The 18,741-nt window shown below is 41.1% G+C and carries 17 protein-coding genes and 2 pseudogenes; 15 read left to right on the top strand and 4 right to left on the bottom strand.

Going from position 1 to position 18,741, the window contains the following annotated elements; translation table 11 throughout:
• Nucleotides 1–32: 32 nt before the first annotated feature.
• Nucleotides 33–233 (top strand): heavy-metal-associated domain-containing protein, encoded by a 201-nt coding sequence (locus B806_RS0112405; protein WP_001985155.1) that lies wholly within the window; start codon nucleotides 33–35, stop codon nucleotides 231–233.
• A 57-nt stretch (nucleotides 234–290) separates the two neighbouring features.
• On the opposite strand, the gene mobR is transcribed toward B806_RS0112405, so the two are convergent.
• A complete protein-coding gene (mobR, locus tag B806_RS0112410) occupies nucleotides 291–1,961 on the bottom strand; it encodes a phenol degradation transcriptional regulator MobR (protein ID WP_017403106.1) in 1,671 nt (556 codons plus the stop codon).
• Nucleotides 1,962–2,330: 369 nt separating this feature from the next.
• Between mobR and B806_RS0112415 the strand changes: the two genes are divergently transcribed.
• The 7 genes from B806_RS0112415 (at nucleotide 2,331) to B806_RS0112445 (ending at nucleotide 8,051) form a co-directional block, all read left to right on the top strand.
• Entirely contained in the window at nucleotides 2,331–2,618 is a 288-nt protein-coding gene (locus B806_RS0112415; protein WP_000193471.1) for a phenol hydroxylase subunit, read from the top strand.
• 20 nt (nucleotides 2,619–2,638) lie between these two features.
• On the top strand, nucleotides 2,639–3,637 hold the full coding sequence (locus tag B806_RS0112420; RefSeq protein ID WP_017386341.1) for an aromatic/alkene monooxygenase hydroxylase subunit beta: 999 nt from the start codon (nucleotides 2,639–2,641) through the stop codon (nucleotides 3,635–3,637).
• Between the two features lie 11 nt (nucleotides 3,638–3,648).
• On the top strand, nucleotides 3,649–3,915 hold the full coding sequence (locus tag B806_RS0112425; protein ID WP_000049450.1) for an MmoB/DmpM family protein: 267 nt from the start codon (nucleotides 3,649–3,651) through the stop codon (nucleotides 3,913–3,915).
• Nucleotides 3,916–3,960: 45 nt separating this feature from the next.
• On the top strand, nucleotides 3,961–5,487 hold the full coding sequence (locus B806_RS0112430; RefSeq protein ID WP_017386342.1) for an aromatic/alkene/methane monooxygenase hydroxylase/oxygenase subunit alpha: 1,527 nt from the start codon (nucleotides 3,961–3,963) through the stop codon (nucleotides 5,485–5,487).
• Nucleotides 5,488–5,546: 59 nt separating this feature from the next.
• Nucleotides 5,547–5,909, top strand: a complete 363-nt coding sequence (locus B806_RS0112435; protein ID WP_017386343.1) for a phenol hydroxylase subunit P4 — start codon at nucleotides 5,547–5,549, stop codon at nucleotides 5,907–5,909.
• 14 nt (nucleotides 5,910–5,923) lie between these two features.
• On the top strand, nucleotides 5,924–6,985 hold the full coding sequence (locus tag B806_RS0112440; RefSeq protein WP_017386344.1) for a phenol 2-monooxygenase domain-containing protein: 1,062 nt from the start codon (nucleotides 5,924–5,926) through the stop codon (nucleotides 6,983–6,985).
• Nucleotides 6,986–7,169: 184 nt separating this feature from the next.
• On the top strand, nucleotides 7,170–8,051 hold the full coding sequence (locus tag B806_RS0112445; RefSeq protein WP_017386345.1) for a transporter: 882 nt from the start codon (nucleotides 7,170–7,172) through the stop codon (nucleotides 8,049–8,051).
• A 49-nt stretch (nucleotides 8,052–8,100) separates the two neighbouring features.
• Here B806_RS0112445 and B806_RS0112450 read toward each other — a convergent pair whose 3' ends face one another.
• Both B806_RS0112450 and B806_RS19495 read right to left on the bottom strand, forming a co-directional pair.
• Nucleotides 8,101–9,060 (bottom strand): LysR family transcriptional regulator, encoded by a 960-nt coding sequence (locus B806_RS0112450; protein ID WP_017386346.1) that lies wholly within the window; start codon nucleotides 9,058–9,060, stop codon nucleotides 8,101–8,103.
• A 44-nt stretch (nucleotides 9,061–9,104) separates the two neighbouring features.
• Nucleotides 9,105–9,216, bottom strand: a pseudogene (locus B806_RS19495) (hypothetical protein).
• Nucleotides 9,217–9,338: 122 nt separating this feature from the next.
• On the opposite strand from B806_RS19495, the gene benA reads away from it, so the two are divergent.
• From benA to B806_RS0112485, 7 genes and pseudogenes are all read left to right on the top strand, one after another.
• Nucleotides 9,339–10,721: a benzoate 1,2-dioxygenase large subunit gene (benA, locus tag B806_RS0112455; RefSeq protein WP_002119889.1), complete on the top strand. Its 1,383-nt coding sequence runs from the start codon at nucleotides 9,339–9,341 to the stop codon at nucleotides 10,719–10,721.
• Nucleotides 10,718–11,237 (top strand): annotated as a pseudogene (benB, locus tag B806_RS0112460) (benzoate 1,2-dioxygenase small subunit). The gene benA and the pseudogene benB overlap by 4 nt, the downstream one beginning before the upstream one ends.
• 52 nt (nucleotides 11,238–11,289) lie before the next feature.
• On the top strand, nucleotides 11,290–12,306 hold the full coding sequence (benC, locus tag B806_RS0112465) for a benzoate 1,2-dioxygenase electron transfer component BenC (RefSeq protein WP_017386347.1): 1,017 nt from the start codon (nucleotides 11,290–11,292) through the stop codon (nucleotides 12,304–12,306).
• Between the two features lie 18 nt (nucleotides 12,307–12,324).
• Nucleotides 12,325–13,110, top strand: a complete 786-nt coding sequence (locus B806_RS0112470; protein WP_017386348.1) for a 1,6-dihydroxycyclohexa-2,4-diene-1-carboxylate dehydrogenase — start codon at nucleotides 12,325–12,327, stop codon at nucleotides 13,108–13,110.
• Between the two features lie 57 nt (nucleotides 13,111–13,167).
• Entirely contained in the window at nucleotides 13,168–14,361 is a 1,194-nt protein-coding gene (gene benE / locus B806_RS0112475; protein WP_017386349.1) for a benzoate/H(+) symporter BenE, read from the top strand.
• A 479-nt stretch (nucleotides 14,362–14,840) separates the two neighbouring features.
• A complete protein-coding gene (locus tag B806_RS0112480; RefSeq protein WP_017403107.1) occupies nucleotides 14,841–16,199 on the top strand; it encodes an aromatic acid/H+ symport family MFS transporter in 1,359 nt (452 codons plus the stop codon).
• Between the two features lie 44 nt (nucleotides 16,200–16,243).
• Nucleotides 16,244–17,500, top strand: coding sequence for an OprD family outer membrane porin (locus B806_RS0112485; RefSeq protein WP_017403108.1), 1,257 nt, complete (start codon nucleotides 16,244–16,246; stop codon nucleotides 17,498–17,500).
• 103 nt (nucleotides 17,501–17,603) lie between these two features.
• Here the strand turns inward: B806_RS0112485 and B806_RS0112490 are convergent, their stop codons facing one another.
• Nucleotides 17,604–18,710, bottom strand: a complete 1,107-nt coding sequence (locus tag B806_RS0112490; RefSeq protein ID WP_017386352.1) for a beta-ketoacyl-ACP synthase III — start codon at nucleotides 18,708–18,710, stop codon at nucleotides 17,604–17,606.
• Between the last annotated feature and the right edge of the window lie 31 nt (nucleotides 18,711–18,741).

An 18,741-nucleotide genomic window follows, 5' to 3' on the forward strand; every position in this document is an offset into this window, starting at 1 on the left:
TATCCAAACAAACATCTCATTCTTGATGGAGTATGAACATGAAACTACTTATTGAAAATATGACTTGTGGTGGCTGCGCTCGTGGAGTGACTGCGACGATTCAAGATGTCGATCCAAATGCAAAAGTAGATGTAGATTTAGCGACCAAAATCGTGACTGTTGAAAGCAGTGAAAGCGTCGATAAAATTACCGAAGCACTTGAAGAAGATGGTTTCCCAGCGAAAGTGCAATAGTCGATAAGGCCTAACGTTTAAAGTTAGGCCTTTATTTTTGAGCTTGTTGATATTGACTCAAAGCTGAAATTTTTTAATTCGATAATCCAGTGCTGCCCGAGTTAGCCCCAATAAACGTGCCGCTTCAGACACATTATGATTTGCCTTTTTTAAAGCCGTTAAAATTAACTGCTTCTCGTGTTCTTCTAAATTAAACTCTGCCTGCAACAATTGCTCAAAGTCGGTTTCAACAACTACAGCCTGCTCTGGTTCATGCTTGATCTGTGGGAAAATGGCATTTAACTTAATCAGTTGCTGATCATCCGTTAATAAAACAGCCCTTTCTAATAAATTTTCCAACTCACGAATATTTCCCGGCCATTCATATTGCTGCATAAAAACTTTGGTCTTTTCACTTACACCCTGAATGGTTTTGCCGTACATTTTTTCAAAGCGACGAAGAAAGTGTTCAACCAATAAAGGAATATCTTCACGGCGCTCTCGCAAAGGCGGGATCTGTACTGGGAAAATATTTAAGCGATAATATAAATCTGCCCGAAATCGCCCTGTTTTTACAGCCTGCTCAAGATCTTCATTGGTTGCTGTAATTACACGGACATCTAAAATACGTGTCTGTGAATCTCCGACTCGCTCAAATTCACCTTCCTGCAAAATGCGTAATAGTGCTGCTTGTGCACGAGGAGAAAGCTCAATCACTTCATCTAAAAAAATCGTACCACCATTGGCTCGTTCAAACTTCCCCAAGCGAGATTGATGCGCTCCTGTATAAGCACCTTTTTCTACCCCGAATAATTCAGACTCAATTAACTCTGGTGGAATCGCTGCACAGTTTACTGCAATAAAAGGTTGGTCTTTTCTTTGGCTATTTGCATGAACTCCTCGAGCAAAAGCTTCTTTACCAACGCCGGTTTCACCTTGTAGCAAAATAGAAACTTTCGAACCTGCTGCTTTTGTTAATAATGCACAGACCTGTTTATAAGATGCTGACTTACCCACAGAACTAAATAATTGGTAATCGGCTTCACTGTCGCTATAAATTGATTTTTTAAGTTCAAACAGTTCAGCCTGCAATGCAATCAGTTCTTTTTCCATAGGTTCGGGAGACATGAACTGAATCAGCTCATCAGCATTTTCCCACTCTTCTAAAGGCTTACCGATAATACGGCAATGCTCGTGGCCGCAAGCTTTACACTCTATTTCTTGATAAATAATGGTCATGCCCGTCGCAAAACTACTGTAGCCGCACGCATAACCAAGAAGCATCCAGCATGCAGGTTCATCACTTGGACCAAAATGCTCTAAATGCACATCGGCTTCAAAAGAGTTAAGCCAATTTAAATCGGCATAAAACTGTTTTTTATCGTGGCTTAAATTGAGCTGGTTGGCCTGTACTTGCACCATTCCACGAATGGCGTGCATTTGTGGACCCGCCATAAAAGCATCGTGTTCATTTAAATCGGGACGCATTTTTGTTGTAACTTCGGCATCTTTCAACCCTGCTTGATAGCCCAAACGAATAAAAAAACGCTTGGTCCGTTCAAGCCCAATCATGTGCGCTAAATCTTTACGCAAATATCCCATAATGCTGGTGTGTAAAAGCAGCATCCGATATTCATCAAACCAGATTTGGCCATGGGCAGTATCAAAGTGCAGTTTAGACAGCAAATCGTGAATTTCTTGCGGATGATCTGCGTATCGTCCCGTTGTATCGTATTTTACTCGAGCCATGAGTGATCTGTTTTAATCCATTAAACACATTTGGGTTTTATCTCATCTTATCGAAGAACCAGATAAATGTCCTAGTACCTTAAGGACATAACTTCATACTAAAAAAGTATTTCTAAATCTCTCCATTTCAAGCCTAAAAAAATCTAAAAAGAAATTTTTACGACCCTTTTCATCAAATCATGAATATCTCTATTTCACCATTCAAAAAAATTAATGAAATGGTGAATTTTAAAAATGCTGCACTTTTAATAAAAATTCTAAGCAATTGTTTTTAATTATAAAAATAAAGTTGGCATAGCTTTTGTAAAGCTTATAGCGAGAGCAAGGAGCATTCACCAATTTCAAGACCATGTCTTGATGGAGTACAGCATGACGCAACCTCAAGTCGAAGCATTAACCAAATATATTCGGGTCACTGGCGACTTAAATGCAGAGTTTATTGAGTTCGATTTTGCCATTCACGACCCAAGTCTATTTGTGGAACTGGTTTTGCCTAAACATGCATTTAATGATTTTTGTAAGACCAATCAAGTGGTTGAAATGACCCAAGAACAGCAAGCTTTTAATGATGCTCAGGAAGAAAAATGGCGCTATGGCACTGAAGCAACCTTAGTCGGCACGCAACGTAATAGCAACGATCACGATGATCAAATGTAAAAATATAAGGAGATAAAGCCATGACTTTAGAAATCAAGACATCAAATGTCGAACCCATCCGCCAAAACTACGCCTATATCGAAAGACGATTTGGTAGTAAGCCAGCAACTCGATATCAAGAAGTAAGTTTCGATGTACAGGCAGAAACTAACTTTCACTATCGTCCTTTGTGGAAACCTGAAAAGACCTTAAATGATAAAACCCATACTGCCCTGCAAATGCAAGATTGGTATGCATTTAAAGATCCACGTCAATTCTATTATGGAACTTATGTTCAGCACCGTGCGCGGTTACAAGACACCGCCGAAAGTAATTTTGCTTTTTTTGAAAAACGTCAGCTTGCAGAACATTTGTCTGACGAAGTCAAAGCTAAGGTCATTGAGTACCTATTGCCATTTCGCCACGTTGAACAAACTGCAAACTTACACATGATGTCTGGCAGTGCCTATGGTTATGGCACCGTGCTTACCCAAGCTTGTATTTATGCCGCGATGGATCATTTAGGAATTGCGCAGTACATCTCGCGTATTGGCTTAGCTTTAGATGGCAACAGCGGCGACTCACTACAGCAGGCAAAACAGGCTTGGATGCAACATCCTGTATGGCAAGGCTTACGCCGTCTGTGTGAAGAAAGCCTCACCGAGCAAGACTACTTCAAACTTTTCTTATTACAAAATCTTGTGATTGACTGCTTTGTGACAGAGCTCGTCTATCAACAGTTTGATCAGTGGTTAGTCACTCAAAATGCTCGCGACTTAGCCATGCTGACTGAATTTATGAAAGACACTTTAGGTGATTTACGTAAGTGGTCAGACACCGTCATTAAAACTGCCGCAGCAGAATCCGATCATAACAAACAGCTATTAAATGAATGGTTCACTGAGTCTCTAGCTCAAGTGAAAGCAGCCTTTACACCTTGGGCAACAGCAGCCTTAACAGCAGAGGCAATTGATCAAGCAGAACAAGCCGTTACTGAACGTGCAAAAAAACTCGGCCTACAACCACTTACAAATGCTTAAGGAGAAGCAACATGTCTAAAGTCTATCTCGCGTTACAAGACAACGATACTTCACGCTACATCCTCGAAGCGATTGAAGAAGATAACCCTGAAGCTTCAATTCAGTATTTACCCGCCATGATCCGAATTGAAAGTGAAACTGATTTGGTGATTAAAGCCGAAACCGTATCTGAAAAACTAGGCCAAGATTGGGACATCCAATCATTACAACTCAACATGATTACGCTGGGCGGCAACGTCGAAGAAGATGACGATACTTTCCGCCTTCATTGGAATTAATCACAACATAGACGTTGTTTAACAAAGATTTAAGGATGATCAATCATGACAACTCAAACGAAAGAAACCAGTAAAAAATTAAATGCGAAAGATCGTTACCGTGCATTAACCCGTGATCTGGACTGGGACTTTTCCTATGCTGACCGTAAAGATGCCTTCCCTTATGAAGAGTTTGAAGGCATCAAAATTACGGACTGGTCTAAATGGGAAGATCCATTCCGTTTAACTATGGATGCTTACTGGAAATATCAGGCAGAAAAAGAGAAAAAACTTTATGCCATTTTTGATGCTTTTGCTCAAAACAATGGTCAGATGAATGTCAGCAATGAACGTTACTTAAATGCGATCAAACTCTTTTTAACAGCGGTGACTCCACTTGAATATCAGGCTTATCAAGGCTATGCCCATGTAGGCCGCCAGTTTAGTGGTATTGGAGCACGTATTGCGTCTCAGATGCAGTCAATTGATGAGCTGCGTCATGTACAGACTCAAATTCATGCCATGAGCCATTACAACAAGTTCTTTGATGGTTTTCAGGACTGGGCACACATGCATGACCGCGTTTGGTATTTGTCTGTGCCTAAATCATTTTTTGAAGATGCCCGTTCTGCTGGCCCTTTCGAGTTTTTATTAGCGATTAGTTTTGCTTTTGAATATGTACTTACCAATTTGCTATTTGTGCCGTTTATGTCGGGTGCAGCTTATAACGGCGATATGGCAACCGTGACCTTTGGTTTTAGTGCGCAGTCAGATGAAGCTCGTCACATGACGCTTGGTCTTGAAATCGTGAAATTCTTGCTCGAACAGCATGAAGACAATGTGCCAATTGTGCAGGAATGGATTGATAAATGGTTCTGGCGTGGGACGCGTTTGCTTTCAATTGTGGGCATGATGATGGATTACATGCTGCCAAACAAAGTGATGTCTTGGAAAGAAGCTTGGGAAGTTTACTTTGAACAGGCAGGCGGCGCACTATTTAAAGATTTGAGCCGTTATGGCATTCGTATGCCGAAATATAGCGATGTCATTGTGAAAGAAAAAGAGCATGTCTCACATCAAGCATGGTGGATTTTCTATAACTTTGGTCATGCTGCCGGTTTCCATACTTGGATTCCAACTGACGAAGAAATGGATTGGTTATCGGCTAAATATCCAGACACTTTCGATAAATACTACCGTCCAAAATGGGAGCTGGCTCGCAAAATGGAAGCCGAGGGTAAACGCTTCTATAGCGCAGGTTTACCACAGCTTTGTCAGGTTTGTCAGATTCCAATGACCTTTACCGAAATGGGTGATGACCCAACTCTGTTTAGTTATCGCCATAGCATCTACCAAGGCGAACGCTACCACACCTGTTCAGATGGCTGTCATGACATTTTCGAACGCGAGCCTGAAAAATATATACAAGCATGGCTACCTGTAAATCAAATTTTGCAAGGCAACTGTGGTGGCGGTGACCTCGAAACCATGCTCCGCGATTATTACCGCATGAATGTCGGTGCCGACAATCTGGATATTGAAGGTTCACCAGACCAACAGCGCTGGAAAAAATGGAAAGGCAACGCAGCATAAACACAAGGAATTGTTCAGGCAGTCATCAAGCTGCCTGATAGGAAATAAGGAGATTGAACATGACTGTTCGCGCGATACACAACAATTATCAATTTGAACCGCTTGATCTGCAAAAAAACTATGGTGATCAATTCTTACTTTATGTGGGTTGGGATCATCACACCCTTTTTTGCTCGGCACATGCCATGCTTGCCTCACCTCAACAAACTTTTGGACAGTTGATTGAGCAAAAAATTACAGGTGGTTTTGCTCAACATCCAGATTTTGCCAAAATTGATTGGTCAAAAGTGCAATACACCTTAGATGGTCAAACAATTAGTCCTGAAAGTACAAAAACTTTGGCAGAGCTTGGTTTTGGGCATAAGTCATTACTTCGTTTCGTTACGCCAGAGTTAAATGGCTATAACGACAGCTACGTTTAATTCGGAGGTGTGTCATGAGTTATCAAGTCACCATTGAACCGATCGGAACAACGATTGAAGTAGAAGAAGACCAAACCATTTTAGATGCTGCCCTACGCCAAGGCGTTTGGTTACCCTTTGCCTGTGGTCATGGCACTTGCGGGACATGCAAGGTTCAAGTCACCGATGGTTTTTATGATGTCGGTGAAGCTTCTCCCTTTGCGCTCATGGATATTGAACGTGATGAAAATAAGGTGCTTGCCTGCTGCTGCAAACCACAATCCGATATGGTCATTGAAGCCGATGTCGATGAAGACCCAGATTTCTTAGGTCATTTGGTTCAAGACTATCAAGCGACAGTCATTGAAATAAAAGACCTGTCGCCGACCATCAAAGGAATCCGACTACAACTAAATCGTCCAATTGAGTTCCAAGCTGGTCAATATATCAATGTCCAGTTCCCAGATATTGAAGGAACTCGTGCATTTTCAATTGCTAATTCGCCAAGTGAAGTGGGCATTGTTGAGCTGCATATTCGTAAAGTTGAAGGTGGTGCAGCAACGACTTATGTACATGAACAACTTACTACAGGTGATCAGCTTGATATTTCAGGCCCATATGGTCAATTTTTTGTACGCAAGTCAGATGATCAAAATGCCATTTTCATTGCAGGTGGTTCAGGTCTTTCAAGTCCACAATCGATGATTTTAGATTTGCTTGAGTCTGGAGATAGTCGCACGATTTACCTCTTCCAAGGAGCACGAGACTTGGCAGAGCTATACAACCGAGAATTATTTGAACAACTCGTAAAAGACTATCCGAACTTCCGCTATATCCCTGCTCTCAATGCACCAAAACCAGAAGACCAATGGACTGGATTTACCGGATTTGTGCACGAGGCTGTTGCCGATTACTTTGAAAATCGATGTGGTGGACACAAAGCGTATTTGTGCGGTCCTCCCATCATGATCGACTCGGCAATTTCAACACTCATGCAAAGTCGCTTATTCGAACGGGACATTCATACTGAACGGTTCTTAAGTGCAGCCGATGGCGCTGCTGGACAATCGCGTTCGGCTTTATTCAAACATATTTAAAGATAAACCTTTAAGTACTCCGCTTTTTCAAATGAGCTTTGTATTTGCAATTTAGAAAGCAAATACAAGGCTCACAGGAGTTCTGCCTTCCAAATTTACAGGTTAAACAGAATCAAATTTTTAAAGACCGTTAAGGAATAACGTTTTTTAGTGATAAGCCAAACAACACAGAATAGGACATTCTATGAATAACAAAATTGCTGCAATCATATGTGGTGTAATCAGCGCCCTTTACCTTCCCTCTGCATTTGCGACAGAAAATGGCTCAGACTCTTTTGCATTAGGTGCCGAAGGTATGATGGCTGGTGCCTTACCACCTGCTGGGGTTTATCTACTCAGTTATTATCAAAATTATCATCCATCAGAGTTTCAAAATGGTCCCGATCAGTTCCATGTTGATGTCAACGCCGTGGTTCCGCGGTTAGTCTGGATGACCGACCAAAAAATTATGGATGGACAACTCGGCTTTTATGCAGCCCAGCCATTGGTTGATCTACGGCTTAAAGTAAATGGAATGGCTGACTCAAACCAAGGACTCGGAGACTTGATTTTGGGCGGTATGCTCGGCTGGCATCAAGGAAATCATAACTGGATTGCAGCCCTAGAAACCGTACTGGGAACAGGTGAATATGACACTCCAAGTACGACACATCCAGTTGAAGCCAATCTCGGGAAAAACTATCACACCATTCGACCGATTATTGCCTATAGTTATGCCAACGCGGCAGGTTTAGATCTATCTACTAAACTGTCTTATAGCTGGAATACGCGTAACGACGCAACCGACTACCAATCTGGACAATACATTGCGGGTGACTATAGCTTGGGTTATCGCATTAACCCAAAAATCAAAGTGGCAGTTGAAGGCTATGCTTTTAAACAAACCACAGATGACAAAGTAAACGGAAGTGACATTGGGTTTAAAGGACAGGCTTTTGCAATTGGTCCAGGCATTCAATATGCTGATAAGAACTGGTCTATTGAAGCCAAATTTCTAAAAGAAACCGAAGTCGAATATCGTCCCGAAGGCCATACCAGCTGGCTAAAACTCATTTGGGCTTTCTAAACTACTTCAACGCATAGCTTCATCTTTTGAGGCTATGCACTTCCGTTATTTAAAAGTCGATACCGTTTGAATCATCTATCGGGTTCTGATCAAGTGTAAAGACAGTCCGTTGATAAGGTATCCCTTCTAAGTCATAAACCTGATAAATACAATCAAACAATGACTGTAAATCTTCACTTCGGTCCATTGCCCGTGCTGTAATAAAAATTGGGCTGACCGCGCCGTTATCTAAAATCGGAATATAGTTTAAGTGTGGAAATCGAATGGTATCGGCACTTGCTGGAATAATGCAGATCCCTTCTCCCGCTGCCACTAAGCCCAAAGCCAGTTGAATTTCTCGTATCTCATGCATATTTTTCGGAACCAAACTATGTTCGGCAAAAATATTCAAAAGCTGAGTTGAAAAATTAGGCTTTGGCGAAGTGGGATACATAAACATCTTTTCATCAATCAAGTCAGCTAGATATACCCCTTCCGTGCGCTGTGCAATTGGATGGCTGGTATGTGCAGCAACCACCAAACGCTCTTTACGTAAAAGAATTCGTCTCACAGCAGGATCACTAATTCTTAAACGTCCGAAACCGACATCAATACGTCCTTCTTTTAATGCCTGTAACTGTTCGGTTGTACTTAACTCCATGAGCTGAATATTCAAATGGGGTTGCTGCTGGCGAAATAAATAAATAATTCGAGGTAACAAACCATAGAGTAAAGACCCAACAAAACCAATGGTCATACTTCTTTCGATGAGACCAATACGCTTGGTCATACTTTTTATTTCTTCAGCATTCGACAAAAGTTTAACGGCGTGCTGGTAAAAGAAATGCCCTGCTTGTGTAGTTTGTAAAGGACGACTTCCACGCTCAAACAGTTGAATGCCAAGCTCGCTTTCCAGATTTTGAATCTGTCTACTCAAAGGTGGTTGAGCAATAAATAGTTTTTCGGCTGCCTTTGTAAAGCTCTGCTCTTCAACAACCGCCACAAAATACCGTAAATGTCTTAGTTCCATAAGGTTTCCATACCTTTAAGATATAAAAAAATGCAAATTCAGTCTTAGACACAGTTTAACCATTCTTTTAAGGTATATACAAGCAACAAACCGATGAAGTGATGAATTGCTTTGTGAACAAGCCTTCTTGCCAATCTTCCAGTTATTCATCTTCATCAATTCACGGTTAAACCCAGCGCACTCATGCGCTTCATTGACAATATTAGGATATCAAGACCTTGTAGATCGTAGCTAAGGCCTTGGTGACTTCCACACTTTTGGAAAGTCGGAGAACGGACATGCCACGTATTCCTGTAATCAATACTAGCCATCTTGACCGTATTGATGAATTACTTGTCGATAACATCGATACAGGTGAATTTAAACTTCATCGTTCAGTGTTTACTGACGAAGCCCTTTTTGACCTCGAAATGAAATATATCTTCGAAGGCAATTGGGTTTACTTAGCGCACGAAAGCCAAATTCCAAACAATAATGACTACTACACCACTTACATTGGTCGTCAGCCAGTCATTATTGCACGTAACCGTAACGGCGAACTCAATGCCATGATCAATGCGTGTTCACACCGCGGAGCACAACTTTGCCGTTACAAGCGTGGTAATAAAGCAACGTATACTTGCCCTTTCCACGGCTGGACGTTTAACAACTCAGGTAAATTGCTTAAGGTTAAAGATCCAAGTGAAGCAGGCTATTCTGACTGTTTTAACCAAGATGGCTCACACGACCTTAAAAAAGTGGCTCGTTTTGAGAGTTACAAAGGTTTCTTATTTGGTAGCTTAAATCCAGATGTTCCTTCACTTGAAGAATTCTTGGGAGAAACCACCAAAATCATCGACATGATTGTTGACCAGTCTGAACATGGTTTAGAAGTTTTACGTGGTTCATCTACCTATACCTACGAAGGCAACTGGAAACTCACAGCTGAAAATGGTGCCGATGGTTATCACGTTTCTGCTGTTCACTGGAACTATGCGGCAACAACCCAGCACCGTAAAGAAACTCAAGCTGCCGATAACATCCGTGCGATGAGTGCAGGTTCTTGGGGTAAACAAGGCGGTGGCTCATATGGCTTTGAAAATGGTCACATGTTGCTGTGGACACAATGGGCAAACCCAGAAGACCGTCCAAACTTCCCGAAAGCAGACGAATACACCGAAAAATACGGTGAAGCGATGTCGAAATGGATGATCGAGCGTTCACGTAACTTGTGTCTCTATCCAAACGTTTATTTGATGGATCAGTTCGGTTCACAAATTCGTGTACTTCGCCCACTTTCGGTCAATAGAACCGAAGTCACCATTTACTGTATCGCGCCTAAAGGCGAAGCACCTGAAGCTCGTGCACGTCGTATCCGCCAATATGAAGATTTCTTTAATGCTTCAGGCATGGCAACACCAGACGATTTAGAAGAATTCCGTGCTTGTCAGGCAGGCTACGCAGGGATTGCACTTGAATGGAATGACATGTGCCGTGGTTCAAAACATTGGATTTATGGACCAGACGATGCAGCGAACGAAATCGGTTTAAAACCAATGTTAAGTGGTATCAAAACTGAAGATGAAGGTCTGTATCTTGCCCAACATCAATATTGGTTACACACCATGAAACACGCGATTGCATCAGAGAAAGAAATTGCTGATCAGGGAGAAACAGCATGAGCACTCAAGACAAAGCAACTTTAGAAAATATTGCTCAGTTTCTCTATCGTGAAGCTCGCTTTTTAGATGATGAACAATGGGATGACTGGCTTGAATGCTATGCGCCAGAAGCGTCTTTCTGGATGCCAGCTTGGGATGATGACGATAGATTAACTGAAGACCCACAATCTGAAATTTCACTTATTTATTATCCAGATCGTCAAGGTTTAGAAGATCGGGTGTTCCGTATTAAAACCGAGCGCTCATCGGCAACCATGCCGGACACACGCACAAGCCACAATATTGCTAACGTTGAAGTTCTCGATCGCGACGGCGACAAAGTTACTGTTCGCTTTAACTGGAATACCTTGAGTTTCCGTTACAAGACAAATTACAGCTATTTCGGTATGTCACGTTATGTGATCGATTTTTCAGGTGATCAACCAAAAATCTTGAGCAAGTATGTCGTTTTGAAAAATGACTACATCAATCAAGTGATTGATATCTACCACCTTTAAGACATACCCCCTCAGTTAAACGGACTGTTGGCTGAGGGTAAAAGTTTCAAATATTTTGTAGGATACATGCCATGTCAAACCACAATATCGCACTTCAATTTGAAGATGGTGTTACACGTTTCATTAACGTAGCTCAAGGCGAAACCCTATCTGACGCAGCCTATCGCCAAAAAATTAATATTCCTTTGGATTGCCGTGATGGTGCATGTGGAACTTGCCGCGCTTTTTGCGAGTCTGGAAGTTATGACATGCCAGAAGAAACCTATATTGAAGATGCATTAACCCCTGAAGAAGCTGAGCAAGGCTATATTCTTGCTTGCCAATGTCGTCCAACTTCAGATGCCGTATTTCAAATTCAAGCCTCGTCAGATGTTTGCAAAACTGCAATTCATAGCTTCCAAGGTACATTAGCCCGCGTTGAAAATTTATCAGACTCAACCATCACATTTGATATTCAACTTGATGAAGGTCAACCAGATATTCATTTCCTTGCAGGTCAATACGTCAATGTTGCAATTCCTGAAACTGGCGAAACACGTTCATATTCATTTAGCTCAAAACCAGGCAACCGTTTAACTGGCTTTGTGGTCCGTAATGTACCAAATGGCAAGATGAGTGAATTCTTAAGTAAGAATGCACAAGCTGGCGACAAAATGACATTTACCGGTCCATTCGGTAGCTTCTATTTACGTAATGTAGCTCGTCCAGTATTGATGCTTGCAGGCGGTACTGGTATTGCCCCATTTATGTCAATGTTACAAGTACTCGAAGAAAAAGGTTCAGAACAACCAGTTCGTTTAGTCTTTGGTGTCACCAATGACTTTGACTTGGTTGCTCTAGAAAAACTCAATGAGTTGCAAGCGAAATTCCCATGGTTTGAATATCGAACTGTGGTCGCAAGCCCTGAGAGTAACCATGAACGCAAAGGCTATGTCACTGGCCATATTGAAAGTGAATGGTTAAACGGTGGCGACGTCGATGTTTATCTATGTGGCCCAGTACCAATGGTAGAAGCTGTACGTGGCTGGTTAGAAACTGAAAATATCAAACCTGCTAATTTCTTGTTTGAAAAATTCTCTGCGAATTAATAGGTGGAGAAACTATCTATGTCAAACCGTCAAAGATTTACAGATAAGGTCGTGATTGTTACGGGTAGTGCCCAAGGTATTGGCCGTGGCGTGGCACTGCAAGTTGCAGCTGAAGGCGGCCAAGTCATCATGGCTGACCGCTCTGAATATGTTGAAGACGTACTCAAAGAAGTTCAGAGTGCAAATGGCAATGCCGTCACGATTAATGCTGACCTTGAAACCTATGCAGGTGCGCAAGCAGTTGTTGCAAAAGCTATTGAACACTATGGTCGGGTCGATGTCCTGATTAATAATGTGGGTGGTGCGATCTGGATGAAACCTTTTGAAGAGTTTTCCGAAGAAGAGATCATTAAGGAAGTCAATCGCTCATTGTTTCCAACTTTATGGTGTTGCCGCGCTGTGCTACCCGCCATGATTAAGCAACAAGCGGGTGTAATAGTAAATGTATCTTCAATTGCAACCCGTGGCATTAACCGTATTCCCTACTCTGCATCTAAAGGTGGTGTAAATGCTTTAACGGCATCACTTGCTTTTGAACATGCCAAAGACGGAATTCGTGTCAATGCTGTTGCGACTGGTGGAACCGAAGCACCACCTCGGAAAGTACCACGCAATGCCAATCCATTAAGTCAAAATGAAAAAGACTGGATGCAGCAAGTAGTTGATCAAACAATAGATCGAACATTTATGAGCCGTTATGGCACAATTCAAGAACAAGTCAATGCAATTTTATTTCTTGCATCAGATGACGCATCGTATATGACGGGATCGGTCATTCCGGTCGGAGGTGGAGATCAGGGTTAACCCTGATCTTTTTGCATGATTGGGTAAATAACATGATTTGCATGGAGGCAATCACACATGGCAACCCTGTTAAAGACATTAAAAAATGACTGGTCCATATCAGCAACAGTTGCTGGCTTTCTTGCGGTTTTAATTTCTTACTCAGGCCCACTGATTATTTTTTTCCAAGCTGCTCAGCGTGCCCATGTCTCAACCGATATGATGGTGTCATGGATTTGGGGAATTTCAATTGGTGCCGCCGTTTCAGGTATTTATCTTTCAATTAAATATAAAACGCCTGTCATAACCGCATGGTCAGCACCAGGCACTGCCCTGTTAGTTACTCTATTTCCAAATGTCTCATTGAATGAAGCAGTAGCCGCCTATATTACTTCTGCCATTGTTATATTCTTAATTGGCGTTACAGGTTACTTCGACAAATTACTGAAGTGGATTCCGCAAGATGTCGCTGCGGGCATGATGGCTGGTATTCTTTTTCAATTTGGTATTGGTCTATTTACCGCATCCGATAGCATGCCTTTTATTGTCTTTAGCATGCTTATTGTCTTTCTAATTGCCAAACGTTTAATGCCGCGCTATACCATGATTTGGGTGTTAGCTGCCGGAGTTTTATTAAGCCTCATTTTAGGCAAAATGAATCCGGTTGATGTGAGTTTTAATTTAGCGATCCCGCAGTGGATTAGCCCAGAATGGACATGGAACTCAACACTCAACCTCGCTATTCCTCTCATTTTAGTCAGTCTAACCGGCCAATTTTTACCGGGTATGGCGATTATGAAACTCAGCGGCTATGGCACGCCAGCCAAACCCATTATTACTGTTACCAGTATTGCCTCTTTAGCTGTTGCTTGCGTCGGCGGTATTACCATTGTGCTTGCATCAATTACCGCCGCTTTATGTATGGGCAAAGATGCACATGAACTTAAAGAAAAACGATATATTGCAGGAATCGCCAACGGAATTTTTTATATTTTAGGAGGCTTATTTGCTGGCAGTATTGTCATGCTATTTAGTTTACTTCCTAAAGAGTTGGTTGCAGCACTGGCGGGTTTAGCCTTGCTTGGAGCGATTGCGACCAATATTTCTGTTGCCATGAAAAATGACAATCAACGCGATGCTGCACTTATTACCTTTTTAGCAACAGCATCAGGCATGCATTTTCTTGGATTAAGCTCAGTTTTTTGGGGCATTTGTATTGGTGTAATCGCCCATTTCATTCTCACACCACGCTCAACGCCATCCACAAATTAAGTTTTTTATCTAAGCGCCTACCACTAAAATAAAGCCTCAATCGTCACATCAGGATGCAAATAATTTACTAATTCTGATTTGGCGATTTTTTATTGAATATAGAGTAAATTTCATTTTTAACATGAATCTCTAAAATAGTTAAATAATAGACTTTAGTATTTTGTTTTTATATTTTCACTTCAATTTATAATATAAATTTAACAATATTTTTAGCTGTGATTCTCACCAATAAAATCTATAAAAAAGTACCTATAAAATCCTTAAAATTCTCATCATACAATATTTAACCCTATTTTAAAGACACAACAAAGACAGCTAAAACAATAAAAATAAATACATATTTTTCAAATAATTAAATCAATAAAAGCACAATACCTTAAAGACATAAAGATATATCAATTAGGTTTTTGACTCTAATCCAATAACAAAATAGTTTATTAAAAAATAACGCGATGCTTCACAAATTGGAGGTGAAGAAAATGAATACGAGCAAGGTTAATATTAATGAGTTAATTGATAAAGCCAGTTTTACCTCTTTTCATTGGAAAGTTTTAATCTGGTGTTTACTTATTATTATTTTTGATGGATATGATTTAGTTATTTACGGGGTTGCTCTTCCTCTGTTAATGCAACAATGGTCTTTAACTGCTGTTGAAGCTGGTTTACTCGCCAGTGCTGCTCTATTCGGGATGATGTTTGGTGCCATGATTTTCGGCACGCTTTCAGACAAATTGGGACGTAAAAAGACCATCCTGATTTGTGTCACCTTATTTAGCGGATTTACCTTTATGGGTGCCTTTGCCAAAGGACCAACAGAGTTTGCTATTTTGCGTTTTATCGCAGGTCTTGGGATTGGTGGCGTTATGCCAAACGTTGTGGCACTTATGACCGAATATGCACCAAAAAAAATCCGCAGTACATTAGTCGCAATCATGTTTAGTGGCTATGCAATTGGCGGCATGACATCTGCTCTACTCGGTGCATGGCTCGTTAAAGATATGGGTTGGCAAATCATGTTTTTAATTGCGGGTATTCCCCTGTTACTGCTCCCACTCATCTGGAAATTTTTGCCAGAGTCTCTCGCCTTTTTAGTGAAATCTAACCATAGCGAACAGGCGAAAAGTATTGTGAGTAAAATTGCACCTCAAACTCAGGTAAACGCCAATACTCAACTGGTATTAAACGAGAGCACCACAACAGATGCACCTGTCCGTGCGCTTTTCCAGCAGGGTCGTACCTTCAGCACATTTATGTTCTGGATTGCTTTCTTTATGTGCTTACTCATGGTGTATGCCTTAGGAAGCTGGTTACCTAAACTCATGCTGCAAGCAGGTTATTCGTTAGGTGCAAGCATTTTGTTCCTCTTTGCACTCAATATTGGCGGCATGGTCGGTGCAATTGGTGGCGGTGCTTTAGCAGATAGATTCCATTTAAAACCTGTCATTACCATTATGTTTATTGTGGGATCAGCAGCTTTAATTCTGCTTGGCATTAATAGTCCACAATTTATTTTATATAGCCTAATTGCAATTGCTGGGGCTGCAACAATTGGTTCACAAATCTTACTCTACACTTTCGTGGCACAGTTCTATCCAACAGCACTTCGTTCAACTGGCATGGGCTGGGCATCTGGAATTGGCCGTATCGGCGCAATTATTGGACCAGTTTTAACCGGAGCCTTACTCACACTTGAGCTTCCTCACCAAATGAATTTCTTAGCGATTGCAATTCCAGGTGTGATTGCTGCACTTGCAATATTTATGGTCAATCTAAAAGCCTCTGTTGCCGCACAAACTCCATCAACTTTTAACCCTCAAAACACGCTTACCCAGCAGTAAATATAAATGCGCCGAGGACTGGCGCATCTTTTTGGAAATGGATTATGGAATTATTTCACCGTTTTAAACCACACACTTTAGCTGTTGCCACTTTATTACTGATGTGTAGCAACTCATGGGCCGCAAATCCAAATCAGCAAACTGAAGATGAATGGAAATTCACTTTAAAAAATGCTTATATCAACCGTAATTTTGATAATGATGCACTCAAAGATACGGGTAGTTGGTCTCAGGCAGCGTCATTATTTTATAAGTCGAAAATGCATGACACTCCACTGCAAATTGCAGACAAACCCATCACGATTGGAGCTGATGCTTCCGTGCAATACTCCGTTCGCTTAAGTTCAGATAAACATGTTGCGGACACTGTTTTGCCTTTTAATAAGGAAACACAATCTCAAGCATCTGACTTTTTAAAATACGGTGCAACCTTAAAACTGGGCTATGACAAAACCCTGTTGAGTATCGGTGAACTCTGGCTAGATTTACCTGTAACGGCTGTGGATGCAAGCCGACAATTACTTGCCTCTTATTGGGGAACCAATCTTAAATCGCAACTTTCAGATCAGCTTTATGCAGAAATTGGTCGGGTTGAAAAAGTATCACCACGAAATGAAGAAGATTTTAAAAAGTTTTCTTTTACAGCGAACGGCATTACCAAAGAATCTGATGGCCTGAACTACATAGATCTGCGCTATCAATTTACGCCGTCTTTAAAGGGCGAATATTACTTTGGTAATTTAGAAGATCTTTATAACAAGCACTATGTAGGACTTGAGCATAACTGGAAACAACATAACTTTGCTCTGACTTCTAAGTTTAAATATTTCAATGCAAAAGATGATGGCAATACTTTTGATATTGATGCGCAGAACATTGGGGTGTTAGAAACACTTAAAGTAAAGAACCATACCTTTGGTTTGGGGTACCAACAGATTATGGGTGAGTCGGCTTATCCATTACCAGATGGTTTCTTACCAGAGACCTATTTCATTAACTGGAACGCCACAGGCTTCTTTAAAGAGGATGAAAAGTCTTACCATGTGATGTATGGCTATGACTTTAAAGATTATGTTCCGGGCCTAAATGCGATGGTGAAATATGTTTACGGCCATGACTTTAAAGCAGCCAATGGTGAGAAAAACCATGAAACCGAGTCGAATGTGATTTTAAACTATGCGTTTCAGCAGCCATTCTTAAAAGGCGTTGCCCTGCAATATATTCGTATTGATTACAACGTTAAACATGGCAATGACTTTGGTGAAGATCGCCTGTTTGTGAACTACACCAAAAAGTTTTAATAACTTTTTATTCAATCTAAGCGGGCTAATTTGGGCCCACTTTTTTATATTATTTCGCTCATAAAAAAACGCTCTTACGAGCGTTTTTAATTAATCTTGTAGCTTAAGCAACGTGCTTTTGTACAACAATCGAACCTACTGAATAACCAGCGCCGAAAGATGAAATAACGCCATATTCGCCATTATCTACTTCGTGGCCTGTACGGTGTAAAGCAATAATAACGCCTGCTGAAGAGGTATTTGCAAACTCATCTAAAATAATTGGTGCACGGCTTAAATCAGCTTCTTTACCAGCCACATATTTCAAGATTAGTTCATTCATGTTGGCATTGGCTTGATGTAACCAGAAACGCTTAATATCGTTTGCAGTTAACTGCATTTTCTCCAACTGCGCATTAATGATTTTTGCCACCAGTGGACAAACATCTTTAAAGACTTTGCGGCCATCTTGACGGAATAACTTGTCATCAACTACCGCATCTTCGCTACGGTTTAAGAAACCGAAGTTATTGCGAATATTGTTTGAAAATTGAGTAAATAAATGAATATCTAAAATTTCAAAACCAGTTTTAGTGGTGGTTTCTTCAATAATAGAAGCCGTTGCAACATCACCAAAAATGAAGTGACAATCACGGTTACGGTAGTCTAGGTGACCCGATGTAATCTCAACGTTCACCAATAAAACACGGCGAGCACCCGAACGAATTGCATCTGCCGCTTGTTTCAAACCAAAAGTGGCAGCTGAACATGCAACGTTCATGTCATATGCATAACCTTGAATACCAAGTGCTGACTGAATTTCAATTGCAACTGCTGGATAAGCACGCTGCATGTTTGAACATGCCAAAATTACAACATCGATATCTTCAGCAGTTACACCTGCATTTTCCATTGCCTGCTTCGCAGCAATCACGCCCCACTCTGCTTGAAGTGAAAGTTCATCATTTGAACGTTCAGACAAACGAGGACGCAAACGTGTTGGATCAAGAATACCTGATTTCTCAATCACGTAACGGCGCTTAATACCAGACGCTTTTTCAATAAATTCAGCACTAGAACCACGTAACTCTTCGAGTTCACCTGTTGCAATTTTCTCTGCATTCTCTTGGTTATATTGTTCCACATAAGCATTTAAACTGTCGGCCAGTTCTTCATTAGAAATGATTTCTGTTGGGTGAAATAACCCAGTACCTGTGATACGAATGCCCATGTAAAACTCCTAAAAAAATGAATAGGGTCTG

The organism is Acinetobacter sp. TG2027, assembly GCF_000302435.1.
Lineage (GTDB): Bacteria > Pseudomonadota > Gammaproteobacteria > Pseudomonadales > Moraxellaceae > Acinetobacter > Acinetobacter pittii.

What these genes read in the sequence shown, in the direction of transcription:
- B806_RS0112445 (WP_017386345.1), top strand. Translation starts at nt 7,170, where the DNA reads ATGAATAACAAAATTGCTGCAATCATATGTGGTGTAATCAGCGCCCTT.
- B806_RS0112440 (WP_017386344.1), top strand. Translation starts at nt 5,924, where the DNA reads ATGAGTTATCAAGTCACCATTGAACCGATCGGAACAACGATTGAAGTA.
- B806_RS0112485 (WP_017403108.1), top strand. Translation starts at nt 16,244, where the DNA reads ATGGAATTATTTCACCGTTTTAAACCACACACTTTAGCTGTTGCCACT.
- B806_RS0112490 (WP_017386352.1), bottom strand. Translation starts at nt 18,710, where the DNA reads ATGGGCATTCGTATCACAGGTACTGGGTTATTTCACCCAACAGAAATC.
- B806_RS0112480 (WP_017403107.1), top strand. Translation starts at nt 14,841, where the DNA reads ATGAATACGAGCAAGGTTAATATTAATGAGTTAATTGATAAAGCCAGT.
- B806_RS0112450 (WP_017386346.1), bottom strand. Translation starts at nt 9,060, where the DNA reads ATGGAACTAAGACATTTACGGTATTTTGTGGCGGTTGTTGAAGAGCAG.
- B806_RS0112435 (WP_017386343.1), top strand. Translation starts at nt 5,547, where the DNA reads ATGACTGTTCGCGCGATACACAACAATTATCAATTTGAACCGCTTGAT.
- mobR (WP_017403106.1), bottom strand. Translation starts at nt 1,961, where the DNA reads ATGGCTCGAGTAAAATACGATACAACGGGACGATACGCAGATCATCCG.
- benE (WP_017386349.1), top strand. Translation starts at nt 13,168, where the DNA reads ATGGCAACCCTGTTAAAGACATTAAAAAATGACTGGTCCATATCAGCA.
- B806_RS0112430 (WP_017386342.1), top strand. Translation starts at nt 3,961, where the DNA reads ATGACAACTCAAACGAAAGAAACCAGTAAAAAATTAAATGCGAAAGAT.
- B806_RS0112405 (WP_001985155.1), top strand. Translation starts at nt 33, where the DNA reads ATGAACATGAAACTACTTATTGAAAATATGACTTGTGGTGGCTGCGCT.
- benA (WP_002119889.1), top strand. Translation starts at nt 9,339, where the DNA reads ATGCCACGTATTCCTGTAATCAATACTAGCCATCTTGACCGTATTGAT.
- B806_RS0112420 (WP_017386341.1), top strand. Translation starts at nt 2,639, where the DNA reads ATGACTTTAGAAATCAAGACATCAAATGTCGAACCCATCCGCCAAAAC.
- B806_RS0112415 (WP_000193471.1), top strand. Translation starts at nt 2,331, where the DNA reads ATGACGCAACCTCAAGTCGAAGCATTAACCAAATATATTCGGGTCACT.
- benC (WP_017386347.1), top strand. Translation starts at nt 11,290, where the DNA reads ATGTCAAACCACAATATCGCACTTCAATTTGAAGATGGTGTTACACGT.
- B806_RS0112425 (WP_000049450.1), top strand. Translation starts at nt 3,649, where the DNA reads ATGTCTAAAGTCTATCTCGCGTTACAAGACAACGATACTTCACGCTAC.
- B806_RS0112470 (WP_017386348.1), top strand. Translation starts at nt 12,325, where the DNA reads ATGTCAAACCGTCAAAGATTTACAGATAAGGTCGTGATTGTTACGGGT.